14 protein-coding genes are annotated in these 15,112 nt (G+C 70.4%); 1 reads left to right on the forward strand and 13 read right to left on the reverse strand.

Annotation, left to right across the window (positions count from 1 at the left end; translation table 11 throughout):
• Positions 1 to 63: 63 nt before the first annotated feature.
• The 6 genes from carB to pyrR form a co-directional block, all read right to left on the reverse strand.
• Complete coding sequence (carB, locus tag GCN81_RS01005) at positions 64 to 3,372, reverse strand: carbamoyl-phosphate synthase large subunit (RefSeq protein WP_156721471.1); 3,309 nt, start codon at positions 3,370 to 3,372, stop codon at positions 64 to 66.
• Complete coding sequence (gene carA / locus GCN81_RS01010; protein ID WP_156721472.1) at positions 3,365 to 4,507, reverse strand: glutamine-hydrolyzing carbamoyl-phosphate synthase small subunit; 1,143 nt, start codon at positions 4,505 to 4,507, stop codon at positions 3,365 to 3,367. Before carA ends, carB begins: the two co-directional genes overlap by 8 nt.
• Positions 4,504 to 5,094: a PH-like domain-containing protein gene (locus tag GCN81_RS01015; RefSeq protein WP_231626309.1), complete on the reverse strand. Its 591-nt coding sequence runs from the start codon at positions 5,092 to 5,094 to the stop codon at positions 4,504 to 4,506. The genes carA and GCN81_RS01015 overlap by 4 nt, the downstream gene beginning before the upstream one ends.
• Before the next feature lie 5 nt (positions 5,095 to 5,099).
• Complete coding sequence (locus GCN81_RS01020) at positions 5,100 to 6,386, reverse strand: dihydroorotase (RefSeq protein ID WP_156721473.1); 1,287 nt, start codon at positions 6,384 to 6,386, stop codon at positions 5,100 to 5,102.
• Between the two features lie 2 nt (positions 6,387 to 6,388).
• On the reverse strand, positions 6,389 to 7,369 hold the full coding sequence (locus tag GCN81_RS01025) for an aspartate carbamoyltransferase catalytic subunit (RefSeq protein WP_156721474.1): 981 nt from the start codon (positions 7,367 to 7,369) through the stop codon (positions 6,389 to 6,391).
• Positions 7,370 to 7,466: 97 nt separating this feature from the next.
• Complete coding sequence (pyrR, locus tag GCN81_RS01030; RefSeq protein ID WP_156721475.1) at positions 7,467 to 8,042, reverse strand: bifunctional pyr operon transcriptional regulator/uracil phosphoribosyltransferase PyrR; 576 nt, start codon at positions 8,040 to 8,042, stop codon at positions 7,467 to 7,469.
• A 220-nt stretch (positions 8,043 to 8,262) separates the two neighbouring features.
• Between pyrR and bldD the strand changes: the two genes are divergently transcribed.
• Positions 8,263 to 8,763 carry a transcriptional regulator BldD gene (gene bldD / locus GCN81_RS01035; protein ID WP_156721476.1) on the forward strand — a complete coding sequence of 167 codons (501 nt, stop codon included), beginning with the start codon at positions 8,263 to 8,265 and terminating at the stop codon, positions 8,761 to 8,763.
• Positions 8,764 to 9,008: 245 nt separating this feature from the next.
• On the opposite strand, the gene nusB is transcribed toward bldD, so the two are convergent.
• The 7 genes from nusB to aroC form a co-directional block, all read right to left on the reverse strand.
• Positions 9,009 to 9,452 carry a transcription antitermination factor NusB gene (gene nusB, locus GCN81_RS01040; RefSeq protein ID WP_156721477.1) on the reverse strand — a complete coding sequence of 148 codons (444 nt, stop codon included), beginning with the start codon at positions 9,450 to 9,452 and terminating at the stop codon, positions 9,009 to 9,011.
• 2 nt (positions 9,453 to 9,454) lie between these two features.
• Positions 9,455 to 10,021: an elongation factor P gene (gene efp / locus GCN81_RS01045; protein ID WP_156721478.1), complete on the reverse strand. Its 567-nt coding sequence runs from the start codon at positions 10,019 to 10,021 to the stop codon at positions 9,455 to 9,457.
• A 58-nt stretch (positions 10,022 to 10,079) separates the two neighbouring features.
• A complete protein-coding gene (locus GCN81_RS01050) occupies positions 10,080 to 11,186 on the reverse strand; it encodes an aminopeptidase P family protein (RefSeq protein ID WP_156721479.1) in 1,107 nt (368 codons plus the stop codon).
• A 90-nt stretch (positions 11,187 to 11,276) separates the two neighbouring features.
• Complete coding sequence (locus tag GCN81_RS01055; RefSeq protein ID WP_156721480.1) at positions 11,277 to 12,056, reverse strand: AAA family ATPase; 780 nt, start codon at positions 12,054 to 12,056, stop codon at positions 11,277 to 11,279.
• A 193-nt stretch (positions 12,057 to 12,249) separates the two neighbouring features.
• On the reverse strand, positions 12,250 to 13,344 hold the full coding sequence (gene aroB, locus GCN81_RS01060) for a 3-dehydroquinate synthase (protein ID WP_156721481.1): 1,095 nt from the start codon (positions 13,342 to 13,344) through the stop codon (positions 12,250 to 12,252).
• Positions 13,341 to 13,856 (reverse strand): shikimate kinase, encoded by a 516-nt coding sequence (locus GCN81_RS01065; protein ID WP_156721482.1) that lies wholly within the window; start codon positions 13,854 to 13,856, stop codon positions 13,341 to 13,343. The genes aroB and GCN81_RS01065 overlap by 4 nt, the downstream gene beginning before the upstream one ends.
• Positions 13,853 to 15,037 (reverse strand): chorismate synthase, encoded by a 1,185-nt coding sequence (gene aroC / locus GCN81_RS01070; protein WP_156721483.1) that lies wholly within the window; start codon positions 15,035 to 15,037, stop codon positions 13,853 to 13,855. The genes GCN81_RS01065 and aroC overlap by 4 nt, the downstream gene beginning before the upstream one ends.
• Positions 15,038 to 15,112 lie beyond the last annotated feature (75 nt).

A 15,112-nucleotide genomic window follows, 5' to 3' on the forward strand; every position in this document is an offset into this window, starting at 1 on the left:
GGCGACGCGGCGGGGGCCTCATGAAGAGGGGGACACCGTTTCGGTGTCCCCCTCGTGGGCTTGCTAGTCGCGGGCCGCGGTCAGGTGCTCCGCGTGCTCCTGGAGCGAGCGGACGCCCACATCGCCGCGCCCCAGCGCGTCGATGCCCTGGACCGCCGCGGCGAGCGCCTGGACCGTCGTCAGGCACGGCACGCCGCGCGCCACGGCCGCCGTACGGATGTCGTAGCCGTCGAGGCGGCCGCCGGTGCCGTACGGGGTGTTGACGATGAGGTCGACCTCACCCTCGTGGATGAGCTGGACGATGGTCTTCTCGCCCTGCGGGCCCTCACCCTCGGACTGCTTGCGGACCACGCGCGCGTTGATGCCGTTGCGCTTGAGGACCTCGGCGGTGCCGGAGGTGGCCATCAGCTCGAAGCCGTGGGCGACCAGTTCCCGCGCCGGGAAGATCATCGAGCGCTTGTCGCGGTTGGCGACCGAGATGAAGGCCCGGCCACCGGTGGGCAGCGGCCCGTAGGCGCCGGCCTGCGACTTGGCGTAGGCCGTGCCGAAGACCGAGTCGATGCCCATGACCTCGCCGGTGGAACGCATCTCCGGGCCGAGGATGGTGTCGACGCCACGCCCGTGGATGTCGCGGAAGCGCGACCACGGCATCACGGCCTCCTTGACGGAGATCGGCGCGTCCATCGGCAGCGTGCCGCCGTCACCGGTCGCCGGGAGCAGGCCCTCGGCGCGCAGTTCGGCGATGGTCGCGCCCAGCGAGATGCGGGCGGCGGCCTTGGCGAGCGGCACCGCGGTCGCCTTGGAGGTGAACGGGACGGTGCGCGACGCGCGGGGGTTGGCCTCCAGGACGTACAGGATGTCCCCGGCCATCGCGAACTGGATGTTGATCAGTCCGCGGACTCCGACGCCCTTCGCGATCGCTTCGGTGGAGGCGCGCAGCCGCTTGATGTCGAAGCCGCCGAGGGTGATCGGGGGCAGCGCGCAGGCCGAGTCGCCGGAGTGGATACCGGCCTCCTCGATGTGCTCCATGACGCCGCCGAGGTAGAGCTCGGTGCCGTCGTAGAGGGCGTCCACGTCGATCTCGATGGCGTCGTCCAGGAAGCGGTCCACGAGCACCGGCCGGGAGGGGCTGATCTCGGTGGATTCCGCGATGTACGCGGAGAGCCGGGTCTCGTCGTAGACGATCTCCATGCCGCGGCCGCCCAGGACGTACGAGGGGCGGACCAGCACCGGGTAGCCGATCTCGTCGGCGATGGTCTTGGCCTCGGCGAAGGTAGTCGCCGTGCCGTGCTTGGGGGCGGGCAGCCCGGCTTCGGCGAGCACCCGGCCGAAGGCGCCACGGTCCTCGGCGGCGTGGATCGCCTCCGGGGATGTGCCGACCACCGGGACGCCGTTGTCCTTGAGCGCCTGCGACAGGCCCAGCGGGGTCTGGCCGCCGAGCTGGACGATGACGCCCGCGAGCGGGCCCGCCTCCTGCTCGGCGTGCACGATCTCCAGGACGTCCTCGAGGGTGAGCGGCTCGAAGTAGAGCCGGTCGGAGGTGTCGTAGTCGGTGGAGACGGTCTCCGGGTTGCAGTTGACCATCACGGTCTCGTAGCCCGCCTCGCTCAGCGCGAAGGAGGCGTGGACGCAGGAGTAGTCGAACTCGATGCCCTGGCCGATGCGGTTCGGTCCCGAGCCCAGGATGATCACGGCGGGCTTCTCGCGCGGGGCGACCTCGTTCTCCTCGTCGTAGGACGAGTAGAAGTACGGCGTCTTCGCGGCGAACTCGGCGGCGCAGGTGTCGACCGTCTTGTAGACCGGGCGGACGCCGAGGGCGTGCCGTACCTCGCGGACGACGTCCTCGCGCAGCCCGCGGATCTCGGCGATCTGGTGATCGGAGAAGCCGTGCCGCTTGGCTTCCGCGAGCAGGTCGGCGTCGAGGAGCTCGGCCGCCGCGATCTCGTCAGCGATCTCCTTGATCAGGAAGAGCTGGTCGACGAACCAGGGGTCGATCTTCGTGTACGCGAAGACCTCGTCCGGGGTGGCACCGGCGCGGATCGCCTGCATGACGGTGTTGATCCGGCCGTCGGTCGGGCGGACGGACGCTTCGAGCAGCTCGGTCTTGTCGCCCACCTCCCCGACGAACGAGAACTGCGAGCCCTTCTTCTCCAGCGAGCGCAGGGCCTTCTGGAACGCCTCGGTGAAGTTGCGGCCGATCGCCATCGCCTCGCCCACCGACTTCATGGTGGTGGTGAGCGTCGCGTCAGCGGACGGGAACTTCTCGAAGGCGAAGCGCGGGGCCTTGACGACCACATAGTCGAGGGTCGGCTCGAAGGAGGCCGGGGTCTTCTCGGTGATGTCGTTGGGAATCTCGTCCAGCGTGTAGCCGACGGCCAACTTGGCGGCGATCTTCGCGATCGGGAAGCCCGTGGCCTTGGACGCGAGCGCCGACGACCGCGACACACGCGGGTTCATCTCGATGACGATGACGCGGCCGTCGGCCGGGTCGATCGCGAACTGGATGTTGCAGCCGCCGGTGTCGACGCCGACCTCGCGGATGATCGCGATCCCGACGTCGCGCAGCCGCTGGTACTCGCGGTCGGTGAGCGTCATCGCCGGGGCCACGGTGATCGAGTCGCCGGTGTGTACGCCCATGGGGTCGAAGTTCTCGATGGAGCAGACGACCACGACGTTGTCGTTCCGGTCGCGCATCAGCTCCAGCTCGTACTCCTTCCAGCCGAGGATGGACTCCTCCAGGAGCACCTCGGTGGTCGGCGAGAGGGTGAGGCCCTGCCCGGCGATCCGGCGCAGCTCCTCCTCGTCGTGGGCGAAGCCGGAACCGGCGCCGCCCATGGTGAAGGAGGGGCGGACGACGACGGGGTAGCCGCCGAGCGTGTCGACGCCCGCGATGACCTCGTCCATGGTGTGGCAGATGACCGAGCGGGCGGACTCGCCGTGGCCGATCTTGGCGTTGACGGCCTCGACGACCTCCTTGAAGAGGTCGCGGTCCTCGCCCTTGTTGATCGCCTCGACGTTGGCGCCGATCAGCTCGACGTCGTACTTCTCCAGGGTGCCCGCGTCGTGCAGCGAGATCGCGGTGTTCAGCGCGGTCTGGCCGCCGAGTGTCGGCAGCAGTACGTCCGGGCGCTCCTTGGCGATGATCTTCTCGACGAACTCGGGGGTGATCGGCTCGACGTAGGTGGCGTCGGCGATCTCCGGGTCGGTCATGATCGTCGCCGGGTTGGAGTTCACCAGGATGACGCGCAGGCCCTCGGCCTTGAGGACGCGGCAGGCCTGGGTGCCGGAGTAGTCGAACTCCGCGGCCTGGCCGATGACGATCGGGCCCGAGCCGATGACCAGGACGGACTGGATATCGGTGCGCTTAGGCACGCTGGCCCTCCATGAGCTGTGTGAAGCGATCGAACAGGTACGCGGCGTCGTGCGGGCCCGCGGCGGCCTCGGGGTGGTACTGGACGCTGAAGGCGGGCTGGTCGAGCAGCCGCAGGCCTTCCACGACGTTGTCGTTGAGGCAGACGTGGGAGACCTCGGCACGGCCGTAGGGGGTCTCGGAGACCTTGTCGAGCGGCGCGTCCACGGCGAAGCCGTGGTTGTGCGCGGTGACCTCGACCTTGCCGGTGGTGCGGTCCTGGACCGGCTGGTTGATGCCGCGGTGGCCGTACTTCAGCTTGAAGGTGCCGAAGCCGAGCGCGCGGCCCAGGATCTGGTTGCCGAAGCAGATGCCGAAGAGCGGGGTCTTGCGCTCCAGGACACCGCTCATGAGACCGACCGGGTGATCGGCCGTGGCGGGGTCGCCGGGGCCGTTGGAGAAGAACACCCCGTCCGGGTTCACGGCGTACACCTCGTCCAGCGTCGCGGTGGCGGGCAGCACGTGCACCTCGATCCCGCGCTCGGCCATGAGCTGCGGGGTCATGCCCTTGATGCCCAGGTCTATGGCGGCGACGGTGAACTTCTTGGTGCCGACCGCGGGGACGACGTACGCCTCCTCTGTGGAGACCTCGGCGGAGAGGTTCGCGCCCTTCATCTCGGCCGCCTGGCGGACCTCGGCGAGCATCGTGCCCTCGTCGGGCAGGGCGTTGCCGGAGAAGATGCCGACGCGCATCGCGCCGCGCTCGCGCAGGTGGCGGGTGAGGGCGCGGGTGTCGATGCCGCTGATGCCGACGACGCCCTGCTTCACCAGCTCTTCGTCCAGTGAGCGCTGCGAGCGCCAGTTGGACGGCACGCGCGCGGGGTCGCGCACCACGTAACCGGCGACCCAGATCCTGGCCGACTCGGGGTCCTCGTCGTTGACGCCGGTGTTGCCGACGTGCGGGGCCGTCATGACGACGACCTGGCGGTGGTACGACGGGTCGGTGAGGGTCTCCTGGTAGCCGGTCATACCGGTGGAGAAGACGGCCTCACCAAAGGTGTGCCCCACGGCCCCGTAGGCGCGGCCGTGGAAGATCCGGCCGTCCTCCAGGACGAGTACGGCGGGAACCCTGGCGGCTCCCCGGGTGGAGGTCGTCATCGTGCGGCGCCTTCCGTCGTGTTGGTCTGGTTCATGGAGTTGATGGCTTCGACCCAGGCCGCGTGCTCGGCGGCGTGGTCGGAGCGGAAGCCGGAGTCGAGCAACTGGTCGCCGTGCGCCCAGGTGACGATGAGCAGTCCGCCCTCGGCCAGGACCTTGCCCGCGATGCCCTTGTCGAGCCGGGCCTCGCGCAGCGCCGCCGCCGGGACGAAGAAGTCGGCGGCCCCGGGGCGCTGGACGTCGAGTCCGGCGTCGGTGAGCGTGAGCTCGGCGCGGCTGCGGGTGCCAAGCCCGTGCGCGACGATCCGGTCGAGCCACTGCCCGGCCGTGGTCGAGCCGTGGTAGCGGCCGCTCATGCTCAGTGTGGCCGGGCCGGGCTCAGTCGGCGCGGTGGGCAGCTCGGGCAGGCCGCCTTGGAGGGTGCCCCGCCACTTCCAGCCCTGGCGCATCAGCCAGTAGACGAGCGCGACGAACAGCACGAGTCCGACCAGCCAGCCGATCCGCGCGGCCCATTCGGTCACCTCCGCCGACTTCTGCTCCGCGGCCAGCTCCAGCAGGGGGGTGTCGACCAGAGAGGTCTTGATCAGAGGTGTCACGCCAGCTTCCCGTCCACGACCGTCGCGCGGCCCCGCAGGAAGGTGTGGGTGACGCGCCCCGGCAGCTCGCGGCCCTCGTAGGGGGTGTTGCGGCTGCGGGAGGCGAAGCCCGCGGGGTCCACGGCACCACGGTAGGCCGGATCGACCAGCGTGAGGTTGGCGGGCTCACCTGCCGAGACGGGGCGGCCGTGGCCGTTCAGGCGGCCGATCTTCGCCGGGTTGGCCGACATCCGTTCGGCGACACCCGCCCAGTCGAGCAGCCCGGTGTCCACCATCGTGTGCTGGACCACGGAGAGCGCGGTCTCCAGGCCGACCATGCCCATGGCTGCGGCGGCCCACTCGCAGTCCTTGTCCTCGCGCGGGTGCGGGGCGTGGTCGGTGGCGATGATGTCGATCGTGCCGTCGGCGAGTGCCTCCCGCAGCGCCATGACGTCCGCCTCGGTGCGCAGCGGCGGGTTGACCTTGTAGACCGGGTTGTACGAGCGCACCAGTTCGTCGGTGAGCAGCAGGTGGTGCGGGGTGACCTCGGCGGTCACGTCGATGCCCTTGGACTTGGCCCAGCGGACGATCTCGACCGAGCCCGCGGTCGACAGGTGGCAGATGTGCACCCGGGAGCCGACGTGCTCGGCGAGCAGCACATCGCGCGCGATGATCGACTCCTCGGCGACAGCGGGCCAGCCGCCCAGGCCCAGCTCGGCGGAGACGACGCCCTCGTTCATTTGGGCGCCTTCGGTGAGGCGCGGCTCCTGCGCGTGCTGGGCAACCACGCCGTCGAAGGCCTTCACGTACTCCAGGGCGCGGCGCATGATCACGGCGTCGTCGACGCACTTGCCGTCGTCGGAGAAGACCATCACGCCCGCGGCGGACTCGTGCATCGCGCCCAGCTCCGCGAGCTGCTTGCCCTCCAGGCCGACGGTGACGGCGCCGACGGGCTGCACATCGCAGTAGCCGGACTCCCGGCCGAGCCGCCAGACCTGTTCGACGACACCGGCGGTGTCGGCTACGGGGAAGGTGTTGGCCATGGCGTGTACGGCGGTCCAGCCGCCCTTGGCGGCGGCCTTGGTGCCGGTGAGGACGGTCTCGGAGTCCTCGCGGCCCGGCTCGCGCAGGTGGGTGTGCAGGTCGACCAGGCCCGGCAGCAGGACCTGGCCCTCGGCCTCGATGACCTGGGCGCCTTCGGCGGACAGGTCGCTGCCGACGGCCTCGATGGTCTCGCCGTCGATCAGGACGTCCTGCGGTTCGCCACCCAGGACCTTCGCACCACGGATCAGGATCTTGGTCATGCTTACTTGCTCTCCTCGGTACGCGCGTGGGTGACGGCGGGTTCGTTACCGCCCAGAAGCAGATACAGGACCGCCATCCGGATCGAGACGCCGTTGGCGACCTGCTCGATGGCGGTGCAGCGGTCGGAGTCGGCGACCTCCGCGGTGATCTCCATGCCGCGGACCATCGGGCCCGGGTGCATCACGATGGCGTGCTCGGGCATCTTCGCCATGCGCTCGCCGTCGAGCCCGTACCGGCGCGCGTACTCGCGCTCGGTCGGGAAGAAGGCGGCGTTCATACGCTCGCGCTGCACCCTCAGCATCATCACCGCGTCGGACTTGGCCAGCACCCGGTCCAGGTCGTAGCTGACCTCGCATGGCCAGTTGTCCATGCCGACCGGCAGCAGGGTGGGCGGTGCGACCAGGGTGACCTCGGCGCCGAGTGTGTGCAGCAGGTCGACGTTCGAGCGGGCGACCCGGCTGTGCAGGACGTCGCCGACGAGCGTGATCCGGCGCCCGGCCAGGTCCTGGCCGAGGCCCTCGTCCCGGCCGACGAGGCGGCGGCGCATGGTGAAGGCGTCCAGCAGCGCCTGGGTGGGGTGCTGGTGGGTGCCGTCCCCGGCGTTGATCACGGCGGCGTCGATCCAGCCGGAGTTCGCCAGGGTGTACGGGGCTCCGGAGGCGCCGTGCCGGATGACGACGGCGTCCACGCCCATCGCCTCCAGGGTCTGCGCGGTGTCCTTCAGCGACTCGCCCTTGGAGACGCTGGAGCCCTTGGCGGTGAAGTTGATGACATCGGCGGACAGCCGCTTCTCGGCGGCCTCGAAGGAGATCCGGGTCCGGGTCGAGTCCTCGAAGAAGAGGTTGACGACGGTACGGCCCCGCAGGGTCGGAAGTTTCTTGATCGGCCGGTCGGCGACCCGGGCCATCTCCTCGGCGGTGTCGAGGATCAGGACGGCGTCGTCGCGGGTGAGGTCGGCGGCCGAGATGAGGTGACGCATCATCGGGATGGCTCCATGCTGAATCCGGAGGTTTCGGGCATGCGGGCGCGCAGTGGCGCTCGGAGGGATGCGTACACCCGAAGGGGCGTACGCCTGAGTGCTACTGCTCGCCGACCGGAGCGGTCGGCCGGTCGCCGAGCAGCACGGTGTCGCGACCGTCCTCCTCGGCGAGCTGGACCTTGACCGTCTCCCGCAGCGACGTGGGGAGGTTCTTGCCGACGTAGTCGGCACGGATGGGGAGTTCGCGGTGGCCTCGGTCGACCAGGACCGCGAGCTGTACGGCACGGGGGCGCCCGATGTCGTTCAGGGCGTCGAGTGCGGCGCGGATGGTGCGGCCGGAGAAGAGCACGTCGTCGACGAGGACGACGAGGGTGCCGTCGATGCCGTCGGCGGGAATCTCGGTGCGGGCCAGCGCGCGCGGCGGGTGCATCCGCAGGTCATCGCGGTACATCGTGATGTCCAGGGAGCCGACCGGGATGGTGCGGCCGGTGATGTCCGCCAGTTTGGCGGCGAGCCGCTGGGCGAGGAAGACGCCGCGGGTCGGAATGCCGAGAAGCACCACGTCGTCGGCGCCCTTGGCGCGTTCGACGATTTCGTGGGCGATGCGGGTCAGTACGCGGGCGATGTCGGGCGCCTCGAGAACTGGACGTGCGACATCGGGGTTTTTCGTGTCCATTGGAAACGGACCTCCTTCTCCGCCTCACGGGACGGACCTTAAAGGACGTCAAGATTGCGCCACCTACGCTACCAGGAGACGGCAACACCGCAGATCACCCCCCTCCTTGGGGGCGGTACATACCATCCAGCTTGACGCATCCAAGTAACGCTGCGTAACCTCACAGTGAGTTACCAGCCACGCGGCGCAGCCGCCAATGTTCCAGCGTCCGGGGAGCCATATGTCCAGCGAATACGCCAAACAGCTCGGGGCCAAGCTCCGGGCCATCCGCACCCAGCAGGGCCTTTCCCTCCACGGTGTCGAGGAGAAGTCCCAGGGACGCTGGAAGGCGGTCGTGGTCGGTTCGTACGAGCGCGGCGACCGCGCTGTCACCGTGCAGCGCCTCGCCGAGCTGGCCGACTTCTACGGCGTTCCGGTGCAGGAGCTGCTGCCGGGCACGACGCCGGGCGGGGCCGCCGAGCCACCGCCGAAGCTGGTGCTTGACCTGGAGCGCCTCGCGCACGTCCCGCCGGAGAAGGCCGGACCGCTCCAGCGCTATGCCGCCACGATCCAGTCCCAGCGTGGGGACTACAACGGCAAGGTGCTGTCGATCCGCCAGGACGACCTGCGCACCCTTGCCGTGATCTATGACCAGTCGCCCTCGGTCCTCACCGAGCAGCTGATCAGCTGGGGCGTACTGGACGCGGACGCGCGTCGCGCCGTGGGTCACGACGAGCTCTGACCCGGAGGCCGGCCGGCTGCGGCCGCTCACTACAGCAGAAACGTACCGCCGTGTGCGCGGGAGCTCCCCGCTCCCGCACACACGGCGGTTTTTTGTCTGCCCCGCGCACCGGACCGCCCCCCTTCTTTCGACTTCCTTCGGCTTCCTTCGACTCGACTCACCCGAATGGCGCATGACGACGGGCCCACCGCGCGGGATTCGCGCGGTGGGCCCGTGGTCGTGTTCGCGTGACGGGGGACGGTCCGTCAGGACCCGTCCGTCTCGTCCCGCCGCAGGGTCGGCTTGAGGTCCTTGAAACGGCCGAGGAGGCCGTTCACAAAGGCCGGTGAGTCATCCGTGGAGAACTCCTTGGCGATCTGCACCGCCTCGTCCATCACCACCGCGTCCGGCGTCTCGTCCATCCAGATCAGCTCATAGGCGCCGAGCCGCAGGATGTTCCGGTCCACCACCGGCATCCGGTCGAGCGTCCATCCCACCGCGTACTGCGAGATCAGCTCGTCGATCCGGTCCGCGTGGCCGGCGTAGCCCTCGACCAGCTGCATGGTGTACTCGCTGACCGGCGGCTGCCGGGTGTCGGTCCGCGCGTGCCGCATCCAGTCGGCCAGCACCGTGACGACGTCGGTACCGCGCTGGTCGGCTTCGAAGAGGATCTGGAAGGCGCGCTTACGGGCCGTGTTCCGAGCAGCCACGGTTAGCTGTTCACCCGGCCGAGGTAGTCGCTGGTGCGGGTGTCGACCTTGATCTTCTCACCGGTGGTGATGAAGAGCGGGACCTGGATCTCGTGGCCGGTCTCCAGCGTGGCGGGCTTGGTGCCGCCAGTGGAGCGGTCGCCCTGGACGCCCGGCTCGGTCTCCTGGATGACGAGCTCGACCGCGGCGGGCATCTCGACGTACAGCACCTCGCCCTCGTGCTGCGCGACCGTGGCCGTGAAGCCCTCGATCAGGAAGTTGGCGGCGTCACCGACGGCCTTGCGGTCGACATGCAGCTGGTCATACGTCTGCATGTCCATGAAGACGAAATAGTCGCCGTCCATGTACGAGAACTGCATGTCGCGCTTGTCGACAGTGGCCGTCTCGACCTTCACACCGGCGTTGAAGGTCTTGTCGACCACCTTGCCGGAGAGCACGTTCTTGAGCTTGGTGCGCACAAACGCGGGGCCCTTGCCGGGCTTGACGTGCTGGAACTCGACGACGGACCAGAGCTGGCCTGCGTCGAGCTTGAGCACCATGCCGTTCTTGAGGTCGTTCGTGGAAGCCACGGTTGCGGAATCTCCTGGACTGAAGCTGGTGGGACCGAGGGTGCGCACCCCAGCGGGGCTAGAGCGCGAGCAGCTCCTTGGTCGTAATGGTGAGTAGCTCGGGTCCGCCGTCCGCCTCGGGGCGTACGACGAGCGTGTCATCGATCCGGACACCGCCCCGGCCCGGGAGGTGGACCCCCGGTTCGACGGTGACCGGCACACAAGCGTCCAGTTTACCCATGGACGAGGGAGCCAACTGCGGGTCCTCGTCGATTTCGAGTCCGACACCGTGCCCGGTGGACTCGCCGAGGCCCCCGGCATGGCCAGCGGAGTCCAGTACCTGACGGGCCGCGCGGTCCACATCGCGGTACGCCACACCAGGCGCCAGCGCCTCCCGGCCCGCCCGCTGAGCGGCGAAGACCAGGTCGTACAGCTCGATCTGCCAGTCGGCGGGCGTGGTCCCGATGACGAACGTACGGCCGACCTCGCTGCGGTAGCCGCGATAGACGGCGCCGAGGCAGACGCACAGGAAATCTCCCTCTTCCACCCGCCGATCCGTCGGCCGGTGGCAGCGGCGGCCCGCGTGCGGACCGGTGGCGACCGACGTGGGAAAGGCCGCGCCGTCGGCCCCGTGGTCCACCAGGCGCCGCTCGAGCTCCAGCGCGAGGTGCCGTTCCGTACGGCCGACCAGAATCGACTCCAGAAGCTCACCGAGCGCCTGGTCGGCGATCTCGGCGGCGATCCGCAGACAGGAGATCTCCTCGTCATCCTTGATCAGCCGCAGCTGCTCGACGGCACCGCCGACGCTTTCCAGGCGGAGCAGCGGCGCGACAGAACCCAGGGCGCGGTAGCGGGCGACGGTCAGATGGTGCTCCTCGACCGCGAGCGACTCGGCCCCCTGTCCGCGGGCGAGGTCGGCGGCCCCGACAGCCGGGTCTCCCCCGAAACCCTCCAGCACATGAAGCCGCAGCGCCTCGTCGGGGCGGCCCTCCACGGCCTCCCCTGACAGCGGGCGGTCGCACACCAGGATGTCGTCGCCGGGTGCGAGCAGCAGTACGGCGGACGGTGGGGCCGCGCCCGTGAGATAGCGGACGTTGGCGGGCCGGGAGATCACCGCGGCCGCGCTGCCGCCGGCCGTGCACCGCTCCCTGAGCCGCTCGCGGCGGGCCACGTACACCTCTGACATGAACCGAGCCTACGAGCGGTGGAGCCGCGCGGCTGGTTCAGCGCGTCCGACCGGGCGGCTCGGGCACGGCCGCCGCCGCCACCTGGGTGGCTACCACTTCGGGGGGCTGGCGATCGAGCGGGCGAGGACGTCGTCCAGGACCTGGGCGGTGGTGGGCACGTCGTAGCCGGAGTTGTCGATGATCGGCAGTCCGGAGCCGTACCAACCGGCCATCCTGCCGTGGATACTGGCCACTTCCTCGTCGGCCAGGCGGCGGTTTCCGCTGCGCTGGGCGTTGCGCTCCAGGACGATCTCCAGGCCCGGCAGCAGGACCACGGGCAGCAGCCCGGGACCCACATGGCGCTTCCAGCCGCCGAGGCCCACGACCGGGCGGTCCGGGAAGACCGCGTCGTCCAGGACGCAGGATATGCCGTTGGCCAGGAAGTTCCGGGCGGCGAAGCCGCAGGTGCGGCGGGCCAGGCGGTACTGGGCCTCGGAGTGGTCGTTCCACCCCGACTGCGGGTCGGCGAAGCCCGAGCGCACCCATTCGCGTACGTCATCGAGGCTGATGTGGGCGGTGGGCACGCGGCGATGCTCCGCCCAGTACTTGGCCACGGAGGTCTTGCCCGCGCCCGCCGGGCCGATGAGCAGCACCGCGAGCGTGGTCGCCCCGGTGTCCGCCGCGGCGGCGCCCGGCGGCGGGCTGGGCACCGCGACGGGTGCGCCGGGCGGGAGCTGGACATGCCCGGTGGTCTCCGGGACGGGCGCCACCGGGGCCTGCGGCCGAGCCTGCCCGGCGAAACCGGGTGCCTGATGGCTCTGAGGGTGCTGGTGGGCCAGCCCCCGCCCAGGCGGGTGGGGCGGCAGCGGGTCCCCCACTGCGTGCTGCATCCGGTGCCACTCCGTCTCGTACAGGGCTCGTCCAGGGTTCGTACCGGCGACTGTCGCTGGCCGCCAGCTCATCGGCGGCCAGATTCCCGGCGAACGGTACCGTCCCCGGCCGCCGTTGTGTGAACGGCCGGGGGACGGAACTAGTGCCCAGTCAACGGAACACGTGTCCGATCAGACCAAGATCAGACCGCGATCAGCCGGAGACCTCACCATAGGCGGCGAGCAGTACGGCCGGGTCGGGGCCCTCGAGCACGGTCGGCTTGGCCAGCCCGTCCAGCACGATGAAGCGCAGCAGGTCACCCCGCGACTTCTTGTCGACCTTCATGGTCTGCAGCAGCTTGGGCCACTGGTCGCCCCGGTAGGTCAGCGGCAGACCCACCGACTCCAGGACGCTGCGGTGCCGGTCGGCGGTGGCGTCGTCGAGGCGCCCGGCGAGACGGCCCAGTTCGGCGGCGAAGGCCATACCGACCGAGACGGCCGCGCCGTGCCGCCACTTGTAGCGCTCGTTCTTCTCGATGGCGTGGGCGAGGGTGTGCCCGTAGTTGAGGATCTCCCGCAGCCCGGACTCCTTGAGGTCGCTGGAGACCACCTCGGCCTTGACCCGGATGGACCGCTCGATCAGCTCCGCGGTGTGCGGGCCAGCGGGGGTGCGCGCCGCCGCCGGGTCCGCCTCGATCAGGTCGAGGATGACCGGGTCGGCGATGAAGCCCGCCTTGATGATCTCAGCGAGCCCGGAGACGTAGTCGTGGACCGGCAGCGAATCCAGCGCGGCCAGGTCGCACAGCACCCCGGCGGGCGGGTGGAAGGCGCCGACGAGGTTCTTGCCCTCGGCGGTGTTGATGCCGGTCTTGCCGCCGACCGCCGCGTCCACCATGCCCAGGACCGTGGTGGGTACGGCGATCCAGCGCACACCGCGCAGCCAGGTCGCCGCGACGAACCCGGCCAGGTCGGTGGTGGCGCCGCCGCCGACACCGACCACGACATCGGTCCGGGTGAACCCGGACTGGCCGAGCGCCTTCCAGCAGTACGCGGCGACCTCGGCGGTCTTGGCCTCCTCGGCGTTCGGCACCTGGATGGCGACGGCCTCGTAGCCCTGCCCGGCCAGGTCGGCGCGCAGGGCCTCACCGGTCTCCGCCAGCGCCTCCGGGTGGATCACCGCGACGCGCTGGGTCTGCGTGCCGATCAGGCCGCCCAGCTCGCCCAGCAGTTGCCGTCCCACCAGTACGTCGTACGCGTCGGTGCCCGCCGAGGCGCCGACGTGGATCCGGGTGGGTGCCTGCTCCGTCATGCTTCCTTCAACTCCAGTGCGTCAAGGACCGCCTGGGCGACCTCTTCGGGGGTGCGGTCGTCCGTGCTGACGACGGCGCGGGCGACCTCGGTGTACAACTCACGGCGCGCCTCCATCAGCTCGCGCCACTGACGGCGTGGGTTGACGGCCAGCAGCGGGCGGGCGACGTTCAGGCCGGTCCGCTTGACGGCCTCGTCGACGCCCATCGCGAGATAGACGACCCGGTGCTCGGTGAGCAGCGCGCGCGTGGACGCGTCCAGGATCGCGCCGCCACCGAGGGCCAGGACACCGTCATGCTCGGCGAGGGCCGTGCGTACGGCCGCCCGCTCCAGCTCGCGGAAGTACGGCTCGCCTTCCTCGACGAAGATCTCCGAGATCTCCCGGCCCTGGGCGGCGACGATATCGGCGTCGCTGTCCCTGAAGGACGTGTGCAGCCGCTCGGCGAGCAGCGCGCCCACGGTCGACTTGCCGACCCCCATCGGGCCGACGAGGACGACCAGCGGGCCGCTCATCGGATCTGCAGGTGGTCGAGGTAGGACTGAACATTGCGGCGCGTCTCGGGCACGCTGTCGCCGCCGAACTTCTCCGCGACCGCGTCAGCGAGCACCAGCGCGACCATCGCCTCGGCCACGATCCCGGCCGCGGGCACCGCGCAGACGTCCGAGCGCTGGTGGTGCGCCTTGGCCGCCTCGCCGGTGGTGACGTCGATGGTGGCGAGCGCCTTCGGCACGGTCGCGATCGGCTTCATCGCGGCCCGTACGCGCAGCAGCTCACCCGTGGTCAGACCGCCCTCGGTACCGCCGGAGCGGCCGGACGTACGCTTCACGCCCTCATCCGTGGCCACGATCTCGTCGTGCGCCTTGGAGCCCGGCACCCGCGCCAGGTCGAAGCCGTCGCCGACCTCGACACCCTTGATCGCCTGGATGCCCATCAGCGCGGCGGCCAGCCGGGCGTCCAGCCTGCGGTCCCAGTGCACATGCGAGCCCAGGCCCACCGGCACGCCGTACGCGAGCACCTCGACCACGCCGCCGAGCGTGTCGCCGTCCTTGTGGGCCTGGTCGATCTCGGCGACCATCGCCTTGGAGGCGTCCGCGTCCAGGCAGCGCACCGGGTCGGAGTCCAGCTTCTCGACGTCGGCGGGCTTCGGGTACACGCCGTACGGCGCCTTCGCCGCGGCCAGCTCGACGACATGCGAGACGATCTCGATCCCGGCCGTCTCCTTCAGGAACGACCGCGCCACCGCACCCAGCGCCACCCGCGCGGCGGTCTCCCGCGCCGAGGCACGCTCCAGGATGGGCCGGGCCTCGTCGAAGCCGTACTTCTGCATCCCGGCCAGATCGGCGTGCCCGGGGCGCGGCCGGGTCAGCGGCGCGTTCCGCGCCAGCTGGGCCAGCTCGGCCGGGTCCACCGGGTCGGCGGCCATGACCTGCTCCCACTTGGGCCACTCGGTGTTGCCCACCATGACGGCCACCGGCGAGCCCATGGTCAGGCCGTGCCGGACCCCGCCGATGAAGGTGACCTCGTCCCGCTCGAACTTCATCCGCGCACCGCGGCCATAGCCAAGCCGCCGCCTGGCCAACGCGTCCGCCACCATCTCCGTGGTGATCGGCACACCGGCGGGAAGACCCTCCAGCGTCGCCACGAGTGCGGGCCCGTGGGACTCTCCCGCGGTCAGCCAACGCAACCTGCTCAACGGTGCTCCTCTTGCTCGCGCCTGCCACTGCGACGGCAGGGCCGGGTGCGCGGCCCTGGCCCGCCTGCCTAGATC

Origin of the sequence: Streptomyces apocyni (genome assembly GCF_009739465.1) — a bacterium.
Classification (GTDB): Bacteria; Actinomycetota; Actinomycetes; order Streptomycetales; family Streptomycetaceae; genus Streptomyces; species Streptomyces apocyni.